Here is a 23,664-nt window from a genome sequence, read left to right on the forward strand (position 1 = left end):
GCGTTTTTCTCCAATATCCGTCCCAGATTAGAGAAAAAAAGGGAAGAGTTTTTGCGGCTCTCTGGAATTTCAGGAAATATCAAAACGCACGTACAATCTAATTATGATTGCCTGATGCGTTTTTGGACGAGAACTATCTATCAGAGTTCAACTATCGGTTTAACCGGCGTTTTGATATGCCTTCAATGATCTCAAGGCTAGGTCGGGCTGCAGTCAATACAGCACCGATGCCGGATCGACTTCTCAAACTGCCAGACGTCCAGTGGAAACCGGGTTAGCCATCAACCGATAATTGAAAGTCAGTTGACGTATTAATATCATTATTTCGAATGATGATGTGGGTCTTTGCTTGTTCGGAGCGGTTATGAAACCGAATTTAGTTGATAATCTGGAGAACAAGCCGTCATGATGCCTGCTCCACCGGTAATACTGGAGAGGTTCTATTATTTCTTTACCGGGTTATAGACATAAAGAATGAAAAGCTGCACGTATATTCTTAAATTATCTTTCCCTGTGTCATGACGTACGATCAGTGGTAATCAGGTAATCTTTATGGTCTTTACGATCTGAACAATAAGAAATGGAATGGATTGCAGGTCTCTACCAACTGGTTTACCCCCTTCTACACATTTAATAATGGCAGCTTTCTCTCTTATCAGGGCTATATTGACTATCAGTTTGGTGCCAAAAACACGTTTGCAGGCCAACCACAGGCTACCCACGGAGGGGCGATGTTCAACGGCCTCTACTGGCACATTGATCAATTTGCCCTGGGTTACGGTCTGAAGCTCTACTCGGACGTTTATCTGGTTAAAAACCATGTAAATGGCATGAAATCTTCAGGAGCCAGCCAATATTTTGCGGTCAGCTATAAATTCTGATCACTCTAAAAATCAACATACGGTGAAAAACACTCATTTATAGTGATAATTAACTGCTTACAGAATGCTTGCAGGATAATTAACTCATAACGACACACGTGCCGTGGAACAAATGATATATTGGTGCTCACTTTTCCCGGAAGTTGTCTTTATGCACCCAAGACCAGCAGGCACATTCGCCAGGCAACATAAGTTCTGGCTGAAGCTGATTGTCACTATCTTATTGGCATCCCTGCTGGTTACATTGACTTATTTCTGGATCTCACAGGAAAACCACAGACCCGGTTACATTCATGACAAGACCTACAAACTGACCATTCTTAACACCAGTGAGCTTGTTCATGAACATGCACCGTCCAATAGCGGTGATCAACTGATTCAACGGCAAGAGCTGATCAGTACAATACGCAGGGAGGTTGAAGCCAATGGCGGGAAATTATTGTTACTCTCCGGAGGTGAGCTCAGCACCGATAATGACCTACTTAACCTGAAACAGCTGAACCAGCTGGGTTATAACGCCATGGCGGTCAGCCCATTCTTATTTGATGAGCCACTGAACACGATTCGAACCCAGGAAGCCACTGCTGACTTTCCTTTTTTGTCCGCCAACCTTTATGAATCTGAAACAGGCCGTCCCGTTTTTGATGCCTATGCCCTGTTTGACTTCGATGGTCTAAATATTGCCGTTATGGGGATTACCAGGCTTGGGACTGTTAGTGATGGTCTTGGTGCAGCAACGGCAGAGTACCGCCGGGGTATTGAACTCATTGATCCGGTGCTGGCCACTGCAGAGCTGGTACCCTACTTGAGAAAACAGGCCGACATCGTGATCGTTGCCACCCATGTCATCCATTACCCAAAGCCGCTAAAACCCGGCAGCAAGCCGTTTTCTCCGGTATCCAGGGTGGCAGGTATTGACCTGCTGGTAGGACATGGTGCCCTGCCTCCCACTGAGGCTTATGGCCAGACGGAAACCAGTGCGCCGTTAGACACCCCTGAATACGGCTCAGCCATCAGGAGAATTGATTTGGAATTTCGTAATGGTAAATTAAAGAAAACAAACGCCACGCAAATTCATCTGATCAGTAAAATAGAATCTGCACATGATTATTGAATTCACCATTTAATCCGGAAACTGTTAATAAGACGATAGTAATAAAAAGTTTTCCCGTTTAATCACCAGCCATGCTCTTATTCTATCGGTTAATTTCTATCAGCCCCTGGCACAGCATCTATACTTGCTTCACTCAATCATTAACATTGATATAGCAGGTAATTACCTTGTCCAGTTTACGACCTTCTTTGCTGTCTTGTGCAGTTGTTATTTTCAGTCTGCCTGTAATGGCCATTGACAGCTCTGATCCATTTATCCGTGATGCCAAAATCGATGGCAAAGTTGAGACCATTTTTTATAACGATAAAAATACTTCTGATGGAACAACCGGCGGTGCATGGACTGGCGCTATCTGGCTTAATGCCGAGACTGGCTACCTTGCTGATGTCATCAACGTTGGCGGCTCCGCCTATCGTGTGGCAAAACTGAATATGAAAGCAGGTAATAACGGTTCCAGTGACCTGTTAAATGCTGATAATGAAGGTTTTGGCAAGGTTGGGCAGCTATGGGTCGATGTCAAACTGCCCAAAAGCTATGACGGTGTCTCAGCTGATGTCAAAATTGGCCGCCAGCTGATGGAAACCGGCCTGATCAGATATTCAAGCTCACGCTCTGTGCCCAGTAGCTGGCAGGGTGTCGATGCCGCCGTCAGTATGGATAATTTCAAGGGCAAAATCGCCTGGGTCGACGAAGTATCCACAAGAACCCAGTCCGGCTTTCATCACATCGTGAATGCCGAAAATGAAAAGATTGACTGGGTAGTTGCCATGCAATTGAGCTATACCTTCGATCTTGCCAACCATCGGAGCCTTGAGCTGCAATACAATAATGGCCTGGCCCATAAGTACGTTACTGGCCAAAATGTCAACGCCATCTTTACCATGCCGCTGCATAACGACTCCACACTAACCCTGACGGGTATGTACTACCACGCAAAACAGGATGGTGATCTCTGGAAGTGGGTAAACAATCCAAAAGCAGAGGACTATTCACCTAGACCTTTTGATAACAAAGCCCAGTCTGGCAACTTGAATGCAGTTCTGGAAAGTGGTCCATGGACGTTCAATGCTGGCGTCACCTATACCAAAGCAAAAACATCGGTGGTTAATACAGAGAACAATTACCAGACCATCGGCTACTACGACTACTACTTCGGGGCCAATACCCAGGGTGCATACGATGTACCCAGTAACGCCATCTATTCGTCCTTCTACTTTGACAAGGAAACCGCCTGGATGGTCGGCGCTGAGTACGACTTCAGCTCTGTTGGTATCGATGGATTGTCTTTTGGCTATAACTATATGTACGGTTCAGGCATGAAGGCTCGAAATATAGCAACCAATACCGAGCAGGATGTACATGAATCTGAGAGCGACCTGACCCTGATCTACAATTTCAACCAACCCGAGTTGAAAGGCCTGCAATTCAAAGTAGAGTATGCCTATTACAAGAACAGTGACGCCTTCTACCTGGCAACGGGTCAAAATGAAGTCAAAGACCTGCGCTCCTGGTTAAGTTACAGCTTCTCTATCTGATACTATGCTACTAGTGCAGCCAAGCGTTGTTATACATACACAAGCACCTCGTTCCCACGGTCCTGAGGTTGTCGCAAAACCCTCCGGACACCTCGTTCCCACGCTCTGGAGGTTGTCGCAAAACACTGCGGACACTCTGGACATCCCGTTCCCATGCTCCGCGTGGGAATGCATACCGATCCCGCCACAAATACCATACTCGCATGGAGCCCCCGAAAACCCTACCAGGCAGTGGCTCTTTCTCCTGCTGCCAGATCCGTATGCATTCCCACGCGGAGCGTGGGAACGAGGTGTCCGGAGGGTTTTGCGACACCCTCCAGAGCATGGGAGCGAGGGAGCTGGCTGTATGGGTATTAGCGCTTTTCTGCACCAGGAGGCTGACCGTTCATCCTTAAGTGACTAACCATAGGAAATTATCTATTTCGTATGGTTAGACCGCTGATAACACTCCGATAAAAATCAGCACCTGTAAACGGTCCTTCTTTTTATGTAGCCCGACATATTTGATTTCATATTTGCCCTTCTCTTTGTAAAAATATCAGTGATTTTTTTGCAGTAATCCAATGGAGTTATCAATGAAGCCATGTCAGTTTGGGGTTGTGGTTATGTCTGTACTTCTGACCGCCTGTAATACCTTGCCTGAAGGTCGATGGCAGGAAACCAGCCCTGCGTCAGCAACATCCCCCATCACCCTGGATATCAACAATGATCGCATTGCCGCCAATGCTGGCTGCAACCGGCTGATGGGCTCGGTCAAAATGTACGGTGATCAGCTGATCGTCGAGCAGCTCGCCAGTACCCTGATGATGTGTAATGGCGAAGCGGCCAAAAAGGAAGAAGCCCTGAAACAGCTATTGGATGATAAACCCAGGGTTCAGATGTCTGGAGACCAATTGATACTCAGTACCAATACTTCCAGCTATGTCTTTAAAAAGCAGCCCAATATGGAAGATGGAGTGACCCGCTTTATTTATGTTGCTCCGGAAAAAACTCAATGTACCGGCGTAGCCCCAATGGAGTGCCTGCAGATTCGGGAGTCTGAAGAAGATCCCTGGACTCTGTTTTATGGCAATATCGAAGGTTTTGAGTTTACCCCCGGGACGGCTTATCGTCTCAGAATCAAAGAGTTTGATGTTCCAAACCCACCAGCAGATGCTTCCGGCAAGCGTTGGATACTGGATCTGGTGGTAGAGACGGAGTGGGTTGACAATCAGTAAGCCCCCTTCCCATCTGGATAGTAAGTCAATTCAGGGGGGATAAGCAGAAGCCAGGGCCGGTTATACATACATAAGCACCTCACTCCCAGGGTTCGAGGTTGTCTCAACACCCTCCGAACACCTCGTTCCCATGCTCCGCGTGGGAATGCATACCGATCCCGCCACAAATACCATACTCGCATGGAGCCCCCGAAAACCCTACCAGACAGTGGCTATTTCTCATGCTGCCAGATCCGTATGCATTCCCACGCGGGACCCACAGGGCCTAAAAGCGTGGGAACGAGGGACGAGGGATTTCAGAACCAGTTCTATGGAACCAATTATTTTATAGCAAGTCCAAGCTGCATCCTGCAGTGATGCTTCAGGCAGATTTCCCTTCCCCCTTTTCCGGTTTGGATTTACCAAAAGTAGTGAGACGGACTCTCACTGCATCCATAGTGAGACGGACTCTCACTGCATCCATAGTGAGACGGACTCTCACTGCATCCACATTGCGCAGCTGCAGGAAGGCATTCACTCTCGTCTGTTTCGGTAGGCTCTTGTTATTACATATGGAGAAAATGTGGGTGACCAGCGCCTGGTCGAGCGGTTTGTACTTAACGGCATTGTCGATACCCTTCATTTTCTGCAATGCCCACAACACGCCTAGCCTCTGGAACAAGACACCGATGTCCATATCTTCCGGCAAGCCTTTTCCATGACAGACGATGGCAACCTCTTTCAAGAATGGATGTCGGGCAATGAACACGATTACATCATTCCTGAGACTGATAAAATGATTCGAAATGTTTCTGATATTACTGGCAGTTGATGTATTAAGGATACTGGTCAGACAACTGGTGTCCCGGGCAACATCCGTGTTTAAGTGGGCAAAGAAAAGGTTAGCTTTCTCAAAAAATGCTTTCAAATCTCTATAATGTTTACGGATATCATGAAATTTAAGCATTCTGAAAAGCGTATCTTCAACCCTGATCCTGCGATTTTTGCAGGTTTTGAGCAGCTGTGATATGGCTCCCAGAAATTTTAGTACGTATTCCTTGCTATCAATTACCTTATGCAACACATCATAGAGCGCCGGATCAAAATTTTTCATGGCTTCCTGATAACTGAACATTACAGGGTTTTGCAATGATAAGCCCTGCACTACAGAACCACCGGGCCTCATTTGAACATTATTAAATCCAGGGCTGACGGGAGTACCTGATGACGATTGAGGCAGCACTGACCTGACCAGGGCTGTCGGGCGCAGGGCTTTGGGCATCCTGACCGGTTCAGTCTCTATCCGATTCAGATTGACCTGTACCGCTGTAGTAGAGCCAGCAACGCACCAGCTGTTGTTAGTAATACGCCGGAGTTTTATGGGAGGAACGGTCCCGGGCTCAGGTTGCTGTTGGCGTAGTGGATAGATGCTGGTTCCTGTTGTTGTCTGTTCCAACCGGTAACCTGCCATAGTCAGCTTTCTTTTGTGTCTATGGCCAGCTCCCATTCTTGCTTCGAAGGACAATTGGGAGACGATATCTGAGCTGGCTGGGGAGAATAGACTCTGCATATTTATTCTTGAGGGATAGCCCTGTTTCCAGAAGATGATTAGGTGAATATAAAATTCGACCTTGGCAATCCGGGAAAGTTCCAAACAACCGATGCAAGGGAAAGGCTGACCTGTTTTGTCAGTCAGCCAGGCAGAGGGAAGTGAAGTATTGTTGCAAATACCGGAAATGGATTGTGGCTCAGGATAAATGCTGACTTACAGCAATGACTTCAGAGCAACTTCAACCATCTCATTGAATGTTGACTGACGGTCCTCTGGTGGCAGAGCTTCACCGGTACGGATGTGGTCGCTGACGGTACAGATTGCCAGCCCCCGGGCACCGAACTCAGCGCAAACACCGTACAGGCCGGCCGCTTCCATCTCTACACCCAGAACGCCGTATTTTTCCATGGTGTCAAACATGGAAGGGTCCGGATTGTAGAACAGGTCCGCAGAGAACAGGTTGCCCACTTTAACCGGCAGGCTCATGGCACGGGCAGAGTTAACGGCATTTTCCAGCAGCCCGTAATCGGCAATCGCTGCAAAGTCATGGTCCTTGAAGCGCATGCGATTCACTTTGGAGTCAGTACAGGCACCCATACCGATGACTATGTCACGCACCTGAACATCCCTGGAAATAGCACCACAGGAACCGACACGGATCAGGCTCTTGACACCGTACTCGGTAATCAGCTCTTTGTAGTAAATAGACGCTGAAGGAATGCCCATACCTGAGCCCATGACGGACACTTTGACACCCTGATAGGTACCGGTAAAGCCCAGCATGTTGCGAACATCCGTTACCTGTTCAGCACCTTCCAGGAAGGTTTCTGCGATATGCCTGGCTCGCAGAGGATCGCCGGGCATCAGGCAGACATCAGCAAAGGCTCCGGGCTTGGCATTAATATGGGGTGTCATGGTTAAATCCTCGTTCTCAATAAAACACGACGATCAAAGTGGCAATGGCCAAAACTCAGCCTTGCTCAAAGATCTCAGGCAAAAAGGATGTGCCGTAGTCCATCGGCTCCAGCGCAAAGTAATTGGCCAGTGTCTGTCCGATATCGGCAAAGGTTTCCCGCTGACCCAGTGAGCAGGGAATCAACTTCTTGCTGAATACCAGAACAGGAATGTGTTCACGGGTATGATCCGTTCCGGGCCAGGTTGGGTCACAACCATGGTCTGCAGTGATAATCAGAAGATCATCGTCGCCCATATAATAAAACAGGTCTGGCAGCATAGCATCCAGCTGTTCCAGTGCACCAGCGTAACCGGCGACATCCCGGCGGTGACCAAATGAAGAGTCAAAATCCACAAAATTGGTGAATATGATGGTTCGATCACCCGCTTCAATCAATGCTTCACGGGTTGCTTCAAAGAGGGCTGGGATACCCGTTGCCTTTACCTTTCTGGTAATCCCCTGGTTGGCAAAGATATCGGCAATCTTGCCAACACTGACCACCTCTCCGCCACTGGCCACCAGCTTATCCAGAACCGTAGGCGCCGGAGGCAATACAGAAAAGTCCCGACGATTACCCGTGCGCTGGAAGTCGCCTGCATCATCACCAATAAATGGGCGGGCAATCACACGTCCAATGTTGTATGGTTCAAGAATCTCACGGGCAATCTGACAGACTTCAAGCAGACGCTCCAGGCCAAACGTTTCTTCATGGCAGGCAATCTGAAATACGCTATCAGCCGAGGTGTAGACAATCGGCTTGCCGGTTTTCATGTGTTCTTCACCCAGCGCTTCCAGAATACTGGTACCCGAGGCATGACAGTTACCCAGAACCCCCGGAAGCCTGGCCTTTTCGATCAACTCATCCAGCAGTTCCTGCGGGAAACTGTTTTTCTCGTCACGAAAATAACCCCACTCAAACAGAACCGGAACACCCGCCATTTCCCAATGGCCACTGGGAGTATCCTTACCGCTGGAGAGCTCTTTGGCATAGCCATAAGCACCGATAATCGGCATATCATTGACCATACCCCGGGGAAACTCACCACAGGCATCCCTGGATGCGTGAACCAGACCAAGACTGGACAGCTCCGGGAGGGTTAACGGTCCTTTTCGCCCAATATCTGCATCGCCATCAGCACAAGCCTGGGCAATATGTCCAATTGTGTTGGAGCCAACATCGCCAAATTTATCAGCGTCTTCAGTGGCTCCAATACCGAATGAATCCATCACAAGGATAATGGCACGTTTCATTCGCTCCTCCTGACCTGCCATGGTTATGACAGCTATTGGTTGATAAAAATGCACCTTCTGGCTTTTTACAAACTCATGACTCGAAGGTGCATTTTCCGCTCAAGGCTATTTTCCCGCTCAAGGCTGTTTTTGCGCTCAAGGCTGTTTTTCCGCTCAAGGCTGTTTTTGCGCTCAAGGCTGTTGGTAAACCAGAGAATGGGGTTGCGGCATCTGTTCAGCAAAACTGAGTGCACCGCGAAACATATCTGCAGCCCGGTTCCATGACGCTTCTGAACTGGCATGGAGCATGGCAATCGGCTTTGAAGGATCAATCCTGTCACCCAACCGGCAAATGTCAGTGAAGCCTACTCCATAATCAATCGTATCAGAAGCAACTTTTCGCCCGCCGCCCAACTGCACCACGGCCATCCCCACTTCCCGGGTGTTCATGGCGGCAAGATAACCCTCTGCCTCTATGTACACGGGCTTGATGATGGCCGCATTGGGGAGGTAATGGTCATAACGTTCAACAAAGTCGGACGGGCCACCCAGACCGTGCACCATTTTGCCGAAAATGTCTGCCGCCTGACCATTATCCAGTACTGACTGCAGTTTTTCCCTGGCCTGCTCAATACCATCAGCCAGACCACCGGATACCAGCAACTCTGCGGATTGAGCCATGGTAATTTCCAGCAGACGTTCATTGCGATATGCACCGGTAAGGAACTGAACGGCTTCGCGCACCTCGACGGCATTGCCCGCTGAAGAGGCAAGGCACTGGTTCATATCCGTCAGCAATGCCGTCGTTTTCACCCCGGCCCCGTTGGCTACCTGAACGATACTCTGCGCCAGTTCCACTGACTGCTCGAAGGTTGGCATAAAGGCACCGCTGCCCACTTTAACATCCATCACCAGGGCATCCAGCCCTTCTGCCAGTTTTTTCGACAGAATGGAGGCGGTAATCATGGCAATGGATTCCACCGTTGCGGTCACGTCACGAACACCATAAATCCGTTTGTCCGCAGGCGCTAACTCGCCGGTCTGACCGACAATAGCCACACCGGCCTCTTTCACCACTTTACGAAACAGCAATTCTGAGGCACTGGTCGTATAGCCGGGAATACTGTCCAGCTTGTCCAGCGTGCCCCCGGTATGCCCAAGACCACGACCTGAAATCATCGGAACAAAGCCGCCACAGGCGGCAATCATAGGACCAAGCATCAGGCTGACCACATCGCCAACACCACCGGTGGAATGTTTATCCAGTATGGGCCCGGGGAGATGGTCTGACGACCAGTCCATCACCTCACCGGAATCGCGCATGGCGCAGGTCAGGGCAATGCGCTCATCAATATTCATCCCCTGAAAGTACACGGCCATGGCGAAAGCACCGATCTGGCCTTCCGACACCGAGTTATCCGTAACACCGGCAATGAAACTGCGAATCTCCTGCTCGCTGAGTGCTTCACCTTCCCGCTTGCGACGAATGACTTCTTGTGGCAGAAACATAATCAATACCCGCCACTTTCAGTGGTATCACCATGTTTCAAACCCAGGCTAATCAACAGATTCTCCAGCAGACTGCTGGCACCAAACCGATAGTGACGACGGTTTACCCAGCCATCACCCATGATTTCATCCGCCAGGTCCAGGTGGAATGCAGCGTCTTCTGCGGTTCTGATACCACCGGCAGGTTTGAAACCAACCTGAGTATTACCACTGTCGCGGATTGCTTCCAGCATAATACGTGCAGATTCAGGCGTGGCATTGACCGGCACCTTGCCAGTAGACGTTTTAATGAAATCAGCTCCGGCAGCAATGGCGATTTCACTGGCCTTACGAATCAGTGCCGGATCTTTCAGCTCACCGGTTTCAATAATGACTTTTAACAAGACTTTTTTGTTGCCACCGGCGTCAGCGCCACAGGCCTCTTTGCAGCGGCGAACCAGCTCGGCTCCAACTTCTTCATTGCCGGCCATCAGGGCACGGTATGGGAATACAACGTCAACTTCATCCGCACCATAGGCGACAGCCGCCTTGGTTTCTGCGACAGCGATATCAATATCATCATCACCGGCAGGGAAGTTGGTTACCGTAGCAATGGTAACGTCATTGAGGCCAAGGGAGTTCAGCGTTTTACGGGCAATAGGGATGAAACGGGGATAGATACAGACAGCAGCCGTATTACCCGCTTCTGTGTGCGCCTGATGGCAGAGTTCAATGATTTTTTCCGGGGTATCATCATCATTCAGGGAGGTAAGATCCATCAATTGCAGAGCCTGACGACTACGGGCATTAAGATCGGTCATGGGGCAATCCCTCTTTGATAAAATAGCAATGACAGGTAATTGAGAATAGCGCAGATACAAAAAACCCCTGTAACAAGACAGGGGTTTTTGCTGATCATCCACCTGAGTCTGCAGGGCATACTGCAGTCTCATTCGTCCATTGCTGAAGCATCGATCTATAGAACAGGCAACGGTTATAGTCCGAGCTTATTTTAGCCAGCCATACTGGTTCCCGCCAGCATAGCTATGGAACGATTGTCGTATAATATGCACTGATGACACCAAAGTATATCAACAAAATCAGGATACTCATTCATCTATTTTGAATGATCAATGCCCATTATTAAAACACCGTCGTCAGAACAAAAACTGTTTTCGTCTCAAAATTATCATTCTTGCCTATACTCAAGGCAGTCTTCGATGATTGGCTTGCTAGTCTTGCATCATAAGTGCTCTCGCTGATGCATCATGATGGTCTGTGATTTTTTTTTCATTTGTTCGCAGACCCTTCCCGTTAACTTCTGACCCAAAGAAGACAAGCTCCTCTCATAGCTCTGGAGTCATATCATGCCTCTCCATTACCGTGATGATATTCTTGAAAATATTGAAGATGACATTTTTGCCTCTTCAGACTTATCGATCCGCATGCCTAAATACAAAATGCCTGATCAACAGCAGGATCCAAGGCACGCATACCAGATCGTTCATGATGAGTTGATGCTGGATGGTAATGCCCGTCAGAACCTGGCAACCTTCTGTCAGACCTGGGTAGATGACGAAGTCCATAAAATCATGGATGAGTGTGTTGATAAAAACATGATCGACAAGGATGAATACCCCCAGACTGCCGAGCTTGAAAGCCGCTGCGTCCACATGCTGGCAGATCTGTGGAACTCACCAAGTGCCATGAATACCATGGGCTGTTCCACTACCGGTTCCAGTGAAGCCTGCATGCTCGGTGGCATTGCCATGAAATGGCGTTGGCGCAAAACGATGCTGAATCAGGGCAAGCCGGTGGATAAGCCTAATCTGGTTTGCGGTCCGGTGCAGATCTGCTGGCATAAGTTTGCCCGGTATTGGGATGTTGAACTGAGAGAGGTGCCTCTGGAAGGTGACCGTCTGGTGATGACTCCGGAGGAAGCCATCAAGCGCTGTGATGAAAATACCATAGGCGTGGTTCCAACGCTGGGGATCACCTTTACCTGCCAGTATGAAGATGTTCAGGCATTCAGTCAGGCGCTGGATAAACTCCAACAGGATACAGGACTGGATATTCCTATCCATGTGGACGCTGCCAGCGGTGGTTTTCTCGCCCCCTTCTGCCAACCTGACCTGGTCTGGGACTTCCGCCTGCCCCGGGTAAAATCCATTAATGCCTCCGGACACAAGTTTGGCCTTGCTCCACTGGGCGTTGGCTGGGTGGTTTGGCGCGACAAAGAAGACCTGCCTGAAGATTTGATATTTCGTGTCAATTATCTCGGGGGCAACATGCCGACCTTTGCCCTGAATTTTTCCCGCCCCGGAGGGCAAATTGCCGCCCAGTACTATAATTTCCTGCGCCTTGGAAAAGAAGGCTATAGACGTATACAACAGGCCTGCTACGACACTGCTGAATATCTCAGCAGTAAAATTGAGCAAATGGGGCTATTTGACATTATTTATAACGGCAAGGGTGGCATTCCAGCCATGAGCTGGTCTTTGAAAAAAGGCATTGATCCCGGCTTTAATCTCTATGATCTTTCAGACCGGATCCGCAGCCGGGGCTGGCAAATTGCCGCGTACTCCATGCCGGCCAACCGTCAGGATCTGGTCATCATGCGCATCCTTGTACGTCACGGCTTCAGCCGGGACCTTGCCGATTTACTGATTGATGACCTGACACGTTGTATTAACTACTTCAAGGATCATCCTCTGCAGAAGCAGGGCAGTTCCGCCGAGTCCTCAGGTTATATCCATAATTGATGCCAATGGCCTGTTGACGTTTCGTTATGAGTACTTCGAACGCGCAGTCTGGTTCAGAATACGCGTCATCAGGCCCGAGAAGCCGATGTACTGGAGCCTTCAATGGAATACATTCTGGCTATCTTGCTTTCCATACTCGAAGCCATCGTACAGACGGCTTTTGGATTTGGCATGGGGGCTGTCATCGCCCCCATGCTGTTAATGCTTAACCCACTTTTTATCCCCGGCCCTCTGATGCTGGCGGTACTGATACAGTGTCTGTTAATGGCGGCAAAAAACTGGCGTGATCTGGATGCGCACGGATTGGAAAGCGCATTTGTTGGTCTGATTCCGGGTACTTTGATGGGGGTCTGGCTTCTGTCAACGGTTTCTGAAGAAGTGCTTTCCATTATTGTTGGTGCTGTAGTATTACTGGCCGTGTTCGTTTCCAGTACACAGCTCAATATCAAACCCACCCCAGCAACTATGTTTATAGCCAGCATGGTGTCCGGCGTTTTTGCCAGCTCAACGTCCGTTTCCGGCCCGCCAATGGCCTTGGTTATGCAGCATGAGGACTCCGGACATATACGGGCTAACCTTGCCGGTTACTTTGTTATCAGCAGCATTCTCAGTATTCTTGCCATGATTCCCGTCGGTCATTTTGGTTGGGAACAGCTAAAACTTGCTTTCATTCTTATGCCGGGTACACTACTGGGGTTTTATCTATGCATGAAACTACCCTTACATAAATGGGAACGTTTCATGCATCCGGCCATTATGATTCTGTGTAGTTTGTCCGGTTCATTAGCACTGGCGAAAGGTGCGCTCAACCTGATGCGTTGACACTTCTGTAAAAAGCCATACACAGGTTTATTAAAATATTTAAAACAAATATTTAAAACAATAGCCCCTGATCCGATATCATTGTCCACCTCATCCACGCCACCCATTACAGCCTTCTATGATTCCAACGGAAACGCTACAGATTGTTCGGGCCGTCGCCCATTTTCGTAACTTTACTGCTGCCGCGAAGCATCTGCATAAAGTGCCCTCGGCAATCAGCTATACCGTTCGGAAACTGGAAGACCGCCTGGGTGTACAACTGTTTCTTCGTGATAGCAAACGGGTTGAACTGACACCGGCTGGTGAACACTTTATTGAGCATACCGATAAACTGCTTGCCGCCCTGGAGGAACTGGAAAACAGTACACGACAGCTGGCTACTGGATGGGAGCAGGAGCTGCGTATCGCCCTGGATAACGTGGTAAACCAGGGAAAGGTCTACGACCTGATTCATGATCTTCAGGAAGTCCGGCCGGAAACAGAGCTGGTGATCAACACCGAAGTTTATAACGGCTCCTGGGACTCGTTGTTCCATGGCCGCTGTCAGATTGTGATTGGCGCCCCCCAGGATATCCCGGAAGCCATTCTCAACCAGGACCGCTTTGCCTGGCGCTCTATGGGTAACATGACCTGGGACTTTGTGGTTGCACCAGACCACCCCCTGGCCGATCGGAAAGAGCCTCTGTCAATGGCAGAGCTGCAGGAACACCGCTCTATCTGCATCCAGGATACCTCACGTTTTTTCCGTCATGGCTATAACCTGTTGCTGGAAAACCAGCAGGTTCTGCTGGTGCCCAGCTTCAGAGCCGCTATTGGCTGCCTGTTAAGAGGGCTGGGAGCCACGATTTTGCCTAACCACTTTGCCAGACCCTATATCGAAGCTGGCTTGCTGGTTCGTAAAGAAGTACCTGACCTGCATTATAACGACGGCTGTCTGCTGGCCTGGAACCAGGAAAACATGGGGCAGGGCCTGAAGTGGGTGCTTGACTGGTTGGGCTCTGAGGCATGGTTGAATAAAGTCTGGCTGCAGTACGATGAACAGATGCCAATGGGCTATCACGTACCCTGAGTCGACTGAACCACAAAAAGCACGAATGACACAGTGCTTTTTGTGATGCAGCGAATAAAACATAAGTAACTATTCAGCACTGAGCAAAGGCATATTACAGTAATTCCGAACAGCTCTATGAAGTGATTGATATATGTCCATTCCCTGTTTTCTGGCAGACGACAAATAGCTGCGAATCCGTGCAAACATAGAACCACCGTCTGCACTCCTGAAGCAGCCTGAGATTTTCTGCTTTAACTTGGCCATTCGAACATCCCGCTCACTGCCATTGTTATCGAAGGGAATGGTAAAATCTGACATGAAGCGCAGTGTCTCAGCCTTGAACTCAGTGAGTCGTTTGAAGAGATTGTAAGCTTTAGTATTCTTGACTTTCTTGCGCTTAAGCTCCTCTCGTTGCTTCTCCATATAGACGACTTCTTTCATTAGAGCCCGCTGAAGCAACCGGTCATAAATCTTCTCGATTCGTTCACAGACAACACTTGGCATCTGTAGCATACCTATGGTCTTAAAGCCCTTGCAGTAATGCCAGGAAAGCCTCAGTAGCTTCATCAATCGCAACGCCAGTTGATTGCTGTCCCTATCAACAACACCCAAAAGCTCCCTCAGGTGATGGGCATTGCAAAGTACGTGAGTTGCCGCATATGCAAAATAGGATTTCCAATGATCATGAACCAGAACGCCTGCAAATGTTAGCAGTATGCCCATCGTGTCCATGGCCTCACGACCTCGCTTTTCAGACAAGTAGTAGAGCGTCCATTGTTCATCCCGCATAACGTGTAGCCAGTGCAAAGAGCCCTCGGCCCGCATACCCGTTTCATCGGCTCCGGCAACAGACGATTCCCGCAAGGCGTCACGAATAACCTCTTCAGTAGAAGCCAGATTTTCATAGGTTCTGGCCACAAAATTGGCGACAGTGCCTGCACTTACACTCATTTTATAGAGAGTATTAAAATACTCTGACACGCGCTTAAAAGGCAGGAAATGGTATTGGTTAAGATAGACGGCCATAGCCTGTGTGGCTGAGCCATATTGTGCGGCAGCGGTAACACCTTCCGGGAATTCAGCCTGATTCCGACAACCACAAGTGCAGATTTTTACTTCAGCTCTATGGGCCGTTACTTCAAATTCACCCGGTCTCCCTGGTTCAAACACCTGTCGTTCAATATATTTGACCGGCTCACTATCAAGAAGAGACGCCTGACATTTATTGCATTCTTTAACCGGAAGGTACTCAATATAGTCAGGGATATCGACCTGTTTAAGACAAGTGCCCTGATGCCCTTTCTTTCCACCGGCTTTATTACCAGAAGACTGTCTCAGACTTTTAGGATTGGGTTTTTCATCCGATGGATCGGTACCTTTATCTGCGGAAAGGTCGTCAGAATGATCTGGAGAATTACTGTTTTTACAAGGTTTTTGATAACCATCAGACGATGGCGGCTTGCTGCTGTTTTGACTGTTCTTGCCAACCTTTTCTTCCAATTCTCGACATCGCTCTTCCAGACAGGCAACTCTCATCCGCAGCTCTGCATTCTCTTTCAAGAGAATCTCAGCCGACATAGTTGCGGGTAGTTCTGGAATCATGCTGGCGAATATTGTGGAAAAATGGTGCTTAAGAGGATGGTATAAAAATCAGAAAATTCCAGATTTATGTGGGGGTGCTGAACAGTTACAAACATAAATAAAAGTAAGCAGTACTAGCAGCTTCGTTAGGCAATCTTCTGCAAAATCAATGATACAAAAGAATGAAAATGATTTGCAGCGGAGTAAAGCCATGGAATCAATCAAGCCAGTTTTCGCTCAGCAGGCGTTAACCGTACAGGATCTGGGCCGGGATATGGTTAGCCTGGACAGTATGGATAGCATCGATAACCCTCTGGGCTATCATGACAGCTCACTTGTGCAGATTGAGATGTACAGCCGAATGATCTGCTATGGCTTCAATAACCCATTCCCCCATTCACGTCAGCACCTTGCTTTTGCTCTGATTGGTATTAAATACTTACTGAACCAGGTCAGCCTCGCAGAACTGATAATGGGCAGCTCCGATATTAAAGAGACACCCATCAAGCAGGGACGCCCTGATATCCAGCATATGGAAAAGCTTGATAAACTGCTGGACTGCCCCATGATTGTCGGCAGTTTGCCAACTCTTAGAGAAGCGCTGCGATTTGTGCACAAAAAAGATCAGCAGGAAATTTACAACATTCTCAAGCGTAAGCTGAAGCGTTAATCTACCTTTTAGGCTGTATAATTGAACTATGGCGGGTTGATCTGGTCTGTAATGGTTAATGTGCTGTGAAGGCATGAAACTGGTCGATCAGATAAAAATAATCGTACCCCCTATGTCAACTCCCGTATCAAACCATCCTGCTGTCATCACCTTCGCGGATACCCGTGCAACTGAGCCATTACCCGACACCAACAACAGAAAGCGCTACTTCTCCGGACATAGGGTTCAAACTGACAACAGGGAAAACAGGAACATTCAAGAGGGTTTTACAGAGCAGGTTAGCGAATCAAACCGGCCTCTGAAAAAACGCTGGTGTCGGCAATATCTGAATACTTCAGAGACTGGCACATCAATGCCTACTGGAATGCCTACTGGAATGCCTACCGGGCGGGCACAAACTATACCAGTGATGGAGCATAAAGTAAGTGCCTCATGCCCTCCTGTGGTTATTGTCGCCCCACAGCCAATGGAGATTGACCAGAGTAAAGTTCACTCTTCCTTATTATCTGTTGAACACCCGACAGAGCGACCAGAGTCGTTAAGTGTTGATCGGGAGCCAGATTTCAGCAAAATCATCGCAAAGTTTAGCTTCACTCATCAACATCAAATAACGTCTTGCCTGAGTCAACCCGGCATCAAAACTTTACTGTCTAGCGCCGACACACTGCTGAAAACGCTTGAGCAGAGGAATATTCAGTTATCCATGAGTAGAGGCATCCCTCCCCTACCGACTGTCTTTTTAGCACTTGATCGATTCAATGATATTGTTACCAAATATCAGGTTTGTTCCGGGTATTTTCAAAAAGCCGGTGTGTTCTTTTCGGCTGTGGGCAAAACAATCGACAACACTGGCTGTTTAACCAGCATGCTGAAGAGCAAGGGCAGTATAACCCTGTTTACCAGCATGAACGATGGGGATGTAGCATCCATTGCTGCCAGCCCATTGATAAAGCAGATTTCTTCCATGTGTCATGGCAAAGGCTTACCGGAAAAGGCGAAATTGAAAGCCTTTCTGCAGCTGGACTGCCTGAAAAAGGGATGGCAGGGCATTGATGAGGCCGTTAAGGACCAGCCGCTCGACCGGGCTCTGGTCACTAACATTTCCTCTATGTGTCATGGCAAAGGCTTACCGAACAAGGCGCAAGTGGAAGCCTTCCTGAGGTTGGCCTGCCTGAGAGAGGGGTGGCAGGGCATTGATGAGGCCGTTAAGGACAAGCCGCTCGACCGGGACCTGGTTACCCATATTTCCTCCATGTCTTCCAGCAAAGGCTTACCGGAAAAGGAGAAAGTGGAAGCCTTCATGAAACTGGGCTGCCTGAGAGAGGGCTGGCAGGGTATTGATGAAGCCGTTAAGGACAAGCCGCTCAATCAGGGTCTGATCAGCCACATTTCCTCCATGTCTTGTGGCAAAGGCTTGCCGGAAAAGGAGGAAGTGGAAGCTTTCCTGAAGCTGGCCTGCCTGAAAGAGGGATGGCAGGGCATTGATCAGGCCGTTAAAGACAAGCCGCTTGACCAGGCACTGGTCACTAAAATTTCCTCCATGTCTTGTGGCAAAGGCATACCTGAAAAGGCGAAAGTGGAAGCCTTCCTGAAGCTGGCCTGCCTGAAAAAGGGCTGGCGGGGCATTGATCAGGCCGTTAAGGGCCAGCCGATCGACCGGGCACTGGTCACCCGCATTTCCTCCATGTGTAATTGCAAAGGTTTACCGGAAAAGGCTGAAGTGGAAGCCTTCCTGAAGCTGGGCTGCCTGAAACAGGGATGGCAGGGCATTGATGAGCCCGTTAAGGACCAGCCATTTGACCAGACACTGGTCTCCAGCATTTCCTCCATGCATCACGGCAAAGGCTTACCGGAGAAGATGAAATTGGAAGCCTTCCTGAAGCTGGCCTGCCTGAAACAGGGATGGCAGGGCATTGATGAGGCCGTTAAGGACCAGCCGCTTGACCGGGTACTGGTCAGCAATATTTCCTCCATGTGTAATGGCAGAGGCTTACCACAAAAAGCAAAAGTGGAAGCCTTCCTGCAGCTGGCCTGCCTGAAACAGGGCTGGCAGGGCATTGATGAGGCCGTTAGCGACCAGCCGCTCGACTGGGCATTGGTCAGCAAAATTTCTTCCATGTGTAATGGCAGAGGCATACCGGAAAAGACGAAAGTGGAAGCCTTACTGAAGCGGGGTGGCTTGAAATGGGGATGGTAGAACAATGATGAAGCCGTTAAGGACAAGCCGCGCGATCAGGTATTGGTTACCAGGATTCCCCCATGTGTCATGGCAAAGGCTTACCGGAAACTCTTTAGCTTTTTGACCCGGACTGATAACCGATTGTCTGAATGGTATAAATAATGGATGGTCTGAATCATGAAGGATGTGGCCAGAACTCCATAATCAACTCTGAGGCCAACTCCTCTTCAAGCGGACCAATAGATTCGATTATGGGGTGGCAATGATTAAAAATGTCCTGGCAACTAATATCAATGGATTGCCCGGCAACCTGTTGAAGAGCCTTTCCACTGCAACCAAACACCACTCTTGAAATACCTGCCCAGTAAATGGCTCCAGAACACATCGCACAAGGTTCAGAGCTGGCAACCAGGGTACAGTGTTTTAACTCGCTCTGAGAGAACTGCTCATTTGCTCTGGAGAGCAGATTCATAACCGAATGCCGGGTCACGTCACCGGTATCCTTCGACGTATTTACCGCTTCTACCAACACCTGCCCTTCTTTTGCGAGCAGTGCGGAAAATGGCAGTTGGCCCTTATTAGCCTCCTGTCTCGCCAATTCAATGCTACGCAGCAGTAAGGGTGAATAATCATTCATGAAATACGACCAAGCATAACAGCGACTTTGAAACAGTATTTTAGCCCCTGCACACTGTGCCCATGTTAATTTTTATCGCATATTAATATCTATTCAATAAACCAAGTGTTCTTTAGTAATCAACCACATCTGGGCTGCCCTTAAGATATCAGCACCTTCCTTATTTGCCACCAGAACACTCCAGGAGATTCAAGGACTTATACCGTTCTAACAGTTTTTCATAATCATGATAAAGCCAATAGTTATTATCAAGGGTCAGTTTTGTCTCACTTCCATAATCATTTGTAAACGTAATGATTGTTTTCAACTCTTCTGACTGCACTTCAACCCTGGCTTTTGTTGGACGGTCCGTAGAAATTGCAAGTCTACAACTGATTCCGCAACCCGCTCTGGTGGAAAGAATATCAATGTGAAACTTCAGCAACTTTTCGAAATTCAGACATCCGACAGAAGAATCGTTAATATCGTCTCTTTCAAATGTCAGATGTACAGGAGGGTGGTATAAATGCTCTAATCTATCTGCCCTATCTGCCATCGCACATTGGTATAAAGAGTCAGACCGGTCTTGAGTATCATGTTTGCAAATCTCAAAATCCTGAAGGCCGGAACACTTTTCATGCCTAACGACACCCTGAGCAGACAGCTGGATATTCTGATTTGTCTGAACAGAAACGCGGTAGCCGTCGTGGTGGCATGAGCCTGCACTATCCTTTTTGACGGTTAATTCAGGAATGGATCGGCTGTAATCACCACGACAATCAGACTGGACAACACAACTGTTATTGGTATTCATCGAAAAACTCTTTTTCGTTACTCACAAAAATTGTATTCAGGATTTTATTGCAATTATCAGAGTAACTTTGACAAGCCAATTAACTGGTAGTTCAACTTTCTTATTGTTCATTATCCTTATTCCTTTTGCTGCTAGCCAATAACCAATAACCAATAACCAATAACCAATAACCAATAACCAATAAAGGTATGTCCTCAAAAACTGATATTTTGAGGAAAATACCGTCTCTACAGTCTACCTTTCAGGATCATGAATACATCGCTTGATAACCTTTCTACTGAAAAGCTGCTTGCCTTGATAACTCAGCAGCAGGATCACAGTGTTCAGCTTCAGGAACGGATAAAGATTCCGGAAAACGAAATCACTCGCTTGAAAAAGCTGAACCCCAAGCCAGATATAAAGCCAAACACCAAACCATCTGATTTCGCCTGTGGCGTAACACAGTCCCAGCTACTGGAGTTTCTCTGGGATATAGGTGTTTCTATCTCGTCAGGGGAGCTCAGTAACCTGATTACCAAAGGCCACGAATCGTTCCAGCAAAAGCGAGAAAGCCTGGAAAACCTTTATGAGAGCATACAATGATCCCACTCTATAATGAATCAAGCCTGGCGACGGGGAGTGCGAATTCCACAGGGTTACCTTCTGGTAGTGATCACACAACACCATCAAGACCATCAAGCTCTTTCTATTCAGGTCGGCACGTATCAAGACAACAACCCATTGGAAACAGCCTCCCAACCATCGATAATTATGAGTCCCCTAAAGAAAAAAGATCTTTAAAGAGAAATGTTTCTCACATTGAAGATGCAGTACAGGATGAAAAATTAAAAAGAAAACGACCGTATCGTGAAAATGAGTATCAACAAGATTCATTGATAACGAATTTAGATCAATTAAAAGGTCTTTGCCAGGAACGCAAAATCACTGTCAAACCAACGCTGGATAAGCTGGTTAATTCTTGCCCGAATGAGTCGAAAGTCCAACTGATATCCAAGCTTGGCATTTATTTTAGCAGTGTGGAAAGAACAGTTAAGAACACGGGTACCATTACCAGCATGCTCTTGAGGGGCGAAGGAACCTCAAAAACAAAGAAAAATATTAACGAATTTCTGAGTATTGAAGACCCTGATGTACAAGCAATAGCATGTTATCCATTTATCACATCCATTTCTTCCATCTGTAATGGTAAAGGCTTTCCCAAAGCCGGGGACGTGGATGCACTGCTGAAGCTACCGAGCCTCCAGAAGAATGGCCAGGTTGACCGGCAACTGTTGAGCTCCATTTCTTCCATGATGAGTAGCCGGGGCTTTCCCAAAGCCGGGAACGTGGATACGCTGCTGAAGCTACCGAGCCTCCAGAAAGATGGCCAGCTTGACCGGCAACTGCTGAGCTCCATCTCTTCCATGATGAGTAGCCGGGGCTTACCCAAAGCCGGGGACGTGCACACGCTGCTGAAGCTACCGAGCCTCCAGAAGGATGGCCAGCTTGACCGGCAACTGCTGAGCTCCATTTCTTCCATGATGAGTAGCCGGGGCTTTCCCAAAGCCGAAGACGTGGACACGCTGCTGAAGCTACCGAGCCTCCAGAAGGATGGCCAGCTTGACCGGAAACTGCTGAGCTCCATTTCTTCCATCTGTCATGGTAAAGGCTTTCCCAAAGCCGGGGACGTGGACACGCTGCTGACGCTACCGGGCCTCCAGAAGGATGGCCAGCTTGACCGGCAACTGCTGAGCTCCATTTCTTACATGATGAGTAGCCGGGGCTTTCCCAAAGCCGAAGACGTGGACACGCTGCTGAAGCTACCGAGCCTCCAGAAGGATGGTCAGCTTGACCGGCAACTGCTGAGCTCCATTTCTTCCATGATGAGAAGCCGGGGCTTTCCCAAAGCCGAAGACGTGGACACGCTGCTGAAGCTACCGAGCCTCCAGAAGGATGGCCAGCTTGACCGGCAACTGCTGAGCTCCATTTCTTACATGATGAGTAGCCGGGGCTTTCCCAAAGCCGAAGACGTGGACACGCTGCTGAAGCTACCGAGCCTCCAGAAGGATGGTCAGCTTGACCGGCAACTGCTGAGCTCCATTTCTTCCATGATGAGAAGCCGGGGCTTTCCCAAAGCCGGGGACGTGGACACGCTGCTGAAGCTACCGAGCCTCCAGAAGTATGGCCAGCTTGATCGGCAACTGCTGAGCTCCATTTCTTACATGATGAGTAGCCGGGGATTTCCCAAAGCCGGGGACGTGGACACGCTGCTGAAGCTACCGAGCCTCCAGAAGGATGGCCAGCTTGACCGGCAACTGCTGAGATCCATTTCTTCTATCTGTAATGGTAAAGGCTTTCCCAAAGCCGGGGACGTGGATACGCTGCTGAAGCTACCGAGCCTCCAGAAGGATGGCCAGCTTGACCGGCAACTGCTGAGTTCCATTTCTTCTATCTGTAATGGTAAAGGCTTTCCCAAAGCCGGGGACGTGGACACGCTGCTGACGCTACCGAGCCTCCAGAAGGAGGGCCGGCTTGACCGGCAACTGCTGAGTTCCATTTCTTCTATCTGTAATGGTAAAGGCTTTCCCAAAGCCGGGGACGTGGACACGCTGCTGAAGCTACCGAGCCTCCAGAAGGATGGCCAGCTTGACCGGCAACTGCTGAGCTCCATTTCTTCCATCTGTAATGGTAAAGGCTTTCCCAAAGCCGGGGACGTGGACGCGCTGCTGAAGCTACCGAGCCTCCAGACGGATGGCCAGCTTGACCGGCAACTGCTGAGCTCCATTTCTTCCAGCTGTCATGGTAAAGGCTTTCCCAAAGTCGGGGACGTGGACACGCTGCTGACGCTACCGAGCCTCCAGAAGGATGGTCAGCTTGACCGGCAACTGCTGAGCTCCATTTCTTCCATCTGTAATGGAAAAGGCTTTCCCAAAGCCGGGGACGTGGACAGGCTGCTGAAGCTACCGGGCCTCCAGAAGAATGGCCAGGTTGACCGGCAACTGTTGAGCACCATTTCTTCCATTTATCATGGCAAAGGCTTTTCGAACGAGAATTTAGTTTCACGAATTATAGAATCTATAAGTCTCAAGAATCTGGAACTAGCTGAATATATTGATGAACTCCTCTCATCAGAGAATTTTGATTCCGATGAAAACTTTTGGGAGTCACTTTCAATAGATGAAATAGTCTGACTCTTATCAAAAATCATCTATCTGTTGCAGTAACGTAATTGTAGCTGC

The 23,664-nt window shown here is 48.6% G+C and carries 20 protein-coding genes and 1 pseudogene; 13 read left to right on the forward strand and 8 right to left on the reverse strand.

The genetic code is table 11. From position 1 onward, the window contains the following. Nucleotides 1-122 precede the first annotated feature (122 nt). The 5 genes and pseudogenes from MJO57_RS29710 to MJO57_RS29730 all read left to right on the forward strand — a co-directional run bounded on the left by MJO57_RS29710 (nucleotide 123) and on the right by MJO57_RS29730 (nucleotide 4,747). A complete protein-coding gene (locus tag MJO57_RS29710; protein ID WP_252020945.1) occupies nucleotides 123-278 on the forward strand; it encodes a hypothetical protein in 156 nt (51 codons plus the stop codon). 279 nt (nucleotides 279-557) lie between these two features. Then, a pseudogene (locus MJO57_RS29715) lies at nucleotides 558-881 on the forward strand (outer membrane protein OmpK); the annotation flags it as partial. Nucleotides 882-984: 103 nt separating this feature from the next. Beyond that, a complete protein-coding gene (locus MJO57_RS29720) occupies nucleotides 985-1,995 on the forward strand; it encodes a hypothetical protein (protein WP_252020949.1) in 1,011 nt (336 codons plus the stop codon). A 167-nt stretch (nucleotides 1,996-2,162) separates the two neighbouring features. Further along, on the forward strand, nucleotides 2,163-3,530 hold the full coding sequence (locus MJO57_RS29725) for an OprD family outer membrane porin (protein WP_252020951.1): 1,368 nt from the start codon (nucleotides 2,163-2,165) through the stop codon (nucleotides 3,528-3,530). 575 nt (nucleotides 3,531-4,105) lie between these two features. Further along, the gene (locus MJO57_RS29730; protein WP_252020953.1) at nucleotides 4,106-4,747 is read left to right on the forward strand and encodes an META and DUF4377 domain-containing protein; all 642 of its coding nucleotides are present in this window, start codon (nucleotides 4,106-4,108) and stop codon (nucleotides 4,745-4,747) included. A 361-nt stretch (nucleotides 4,748-5,108) separates the two neighbouring features. On the opposite strand, the gene MJO57_RS29735 is transcribed toward MJO57_RS29730, so the two are convergent. The 3 genes from MJO57_RS29735 to MJO57_RS29745 all read right to left on the reverse strand — a co-directional run bounded on the left by MJO57_RS29735 (nucleotide 5,109) and on the right by MJO57_RS29745 (nucleotide 8,484). Continuing rightward, entirely contained in the window at nucleotides 5,109-5,495 is a 387-nt protein-coding gene (locus MJO57_RS29735) for a hypothetical protein (protein ID WP_252020955.1), read from the reverse strand. A 996-nt stretch (nucleotides 5,496-6,491) separates the two neighbouring features. Next, the gene (gene deoD, locus MJO57_RS29740; RefSeq protein ID WP_252020956.1) at nucleotides 6,492-7,193 is read right to left on the reverse strand and encodes a purine-nucleoside phosphorylase; all 702 of its coding nucleotides are present in this window, start codon (nucleotides 7,191-7,193) and stop codon (nucleotides 6,492-6,494) included. Nucleotides 7,194-7,248: 55 nt separating this feature from the next. Further along, nucleotides 7,249-8,484: a phosphopentomutase gene (locus MJO57_RS29745; protein ID WP_252020958.1), complete on the reverse strand. Its 1,236-nt coding sequence runs from the start codon at nucleotides 8,482-8,484 to the stop codon at nucleotides 7,249-7,251. Nucleotides 8,485-8,519: 35 nt separating this feature from the next. Here MJO57_RS29745 and MJO57_RS29750 point away from each other — a divergent pair, with 35 nt between their 5' ends. Continuing rightward, nucleotides 8,520-8,711 carry a hypothetical protein gene (locus MJO57_RS29750; protein WP_252020960.1) on the forward strand — a complete coding sequence of 64 codons (192 nt, stop codon included), beginning with the start codon at nucleotides 8,520-8,522 and terminating at the stop codon, nucleotides 8,709-8,711. Here the strand turns inward: MJO57_RS29750 and deoA are convergent. Both deoA and deoC read right to left on the reverse strand, forming a co-directional pair. Beyond that, nucleotides 8,656-9,972: a thymidine phosphorylase gene (gene deoA / locus MJO57_RS29755; RefSeq protein ID WP_252020962.1), complete on the reverse strand. Its 1,317-nt coding sequence runs from the start codon at nucleotides 9,970-9,972 to the stop codon at nucleotides 8,656-8,658. The genes MJO57_RS29750 and deoA overlap by 56 nt on opposite strands. Nucleotides 9,973-9,974: 2 nt before the next feature. After that, nucleotides 9,975-10,772, reverse strand: coding sequence for a deoxyribose-phosphate aldolase (gene deoC, locus MJO57_RS29760; protein WP_252020964.1), 798 nt, complete (start codon nucleotides 10,770-10,772; stop codon nucleotides 9,975-9,977). Between the two features lie 546 nt (nucleotides 10,773-11,318). Here deoC and MJO57_RS29765 point away from each other — a divergent pair. From MJO57_RS29765 to MJO57_RS29775, 3 genes are all read left to right on the forward strand, one after another. Next, nucleotides 11,319-12,713, forward strand: a complete 1,395-nt coding sequence (locus MJO57_RS29765) for a glutamate decarboxylase (RefSeq protein ID WP_252020966.1) — start codon at nucleotides 11,319-11,321, stop codon at nucleotides 12,711-12,713. 102 nt (nucleotides 12,714-12,815) lie between these two features. Continuing rightward, entirely contained in the window at nucleotides 12,816-13,535 is a 720-nt protein-coding gene (locus tag MJO57_RS29770) for a sulfite exporter TauE/SafE family protein (protein ID WP_252020968.1), read from the forward strand. A gap of 118 nt (nucleotides 13,536-13,653) precedes the next feature. Further along, complete coding sequence (locus MJO57_RS29775; protein ID WP_252020970.1) at nucleotides 13,654-14,604, forward strand: LysR substrate-binding domain-containing protein; 951 nt, start codon at nucleotides 13,654-13,656, stop codon at nucleotides 14,602-14,604. A 69-nt stretch (nucleotides 14,605-14,673) separates the two neighbouring features. Here MJO57_RS29775 and MJO57_RS29780 read toward each other — a convergent pair whose 3' ends face one another. Continuing rightward, complete coding sequence (locus MJO57_RS29780) at nucleotides 14,674-16,188, reverse strand: IS66 family transposase (RefSeq protein WP_252017330.1); 1,515 nt, start codon at nucleotides 16,186-16,188, stop codon at nucleotides 14,674-14,676. Between the two features lie 190 nt (nucleotides 16,189-16,378). Here MJO57_RS29780 and MJO57_RS29785 point away from each other — a divergent pair, with 190 nt between their 5' ends. Both MJO57_RS29785 and MJO57_RS29790 read left to right on the forward strand, forming a co-directional pair. Beyond that, complete coding sequence (locus tag MJO57_RS29785; protein WP_252020972.1) at nucleotides 16,379-16,837, forward strand: hypothetical protein; 459 nt, start codon at nucleotides 16,379-16,381, stop codon at nucleotides 16,835-16,837. A gap of 703 nt (nucleotides 16,838-17,540) precedes the next feature. Then, nucleotides 17,541-19,034: a hypothetical protein gene (locus MJO57_RS29790; protein WP_252020974.1), complete on the forward strand. Its 1,494-nt coding sequence runs from the start codon at nucleotides 17,541-17,543 to the stop codon at nucleotides 19,032-19,034. 157 nt (nucleotides 19,035-19,191) lie between these two features. Here the strand turns inward: MJO57_RS29790 and MJO57_RS29795 are convergent, their stop codons facing one another. After that, nucleotides 19,192-19,653, reverse strand: a complete 462-nt coding sequence (locus MJO57_RS29795) for a nucleoside deaminase (RefSeq protein WP_252020976.1) — start codon at nucleotides 19,651-19,653, stop codon at nucleotides 19,192-19,194. 160 nt (nucleotides 19,654-19,813) lie between these two features. Beyond that, nucleotides 19,814-20,446 (reverse strand): hypothetical protein, encoded by a 633-nt coding sequence (locus MJO57_RS29800; protein WP_252020978.1) that lies wholly within the window; start codon nucleotides 20,444-20,446, stop codon nucleotides 19,814-19,816. A 249-nt stretch (nucleotides 20,447-20,695) separates the two neighbouring features. Here MJO57_RS29800 and MJO57_RS29805 point away from each other — a divergent pair, with 249 nt between their 5' ends. Both MJO57_RS29805 and MJO57_RS29810 read left to right on the forward strand, forming a co-directional pair. Further along, nucleotides 20,696-21,028 carry a hypothetical protein gene (locus tag MJO57_RS29805; protein WP_252020980.1) on the forward strand — a complete coding sequence of 111 codons (333 nt, stop codon included), beginning with the start codon at nucleotides 20,696-20,698 and terminating at the stop codon, nucleotides 21,026-21,028. Between the two features lie 290 nt (nucleotides 21,029-21,318). Continuing rightward, a complete protein-coding gene (locus MJO57_RS29810) occupies nucleotides 21,319-23,616 on the forward strand; it encodes a hypothetical protein (RefSeq protein WP_252020982.1) in 2,298 nt (765 codons plus the stop codon). Nucleotides 23,617-23,664: the final 48 nt, after the last annotated feature.

Source organism: Endozoicomonas sp. SCSIO W0465, assembly GCF_023716865.1.
In the GTDB taxonomy this organism is placed as follows: domain Bacteria; phylum Pseudomonadota; class Gammaproteobacteria; order Pseudomonadales; family Endozoicomonadaceae; genus Endozoicomonas.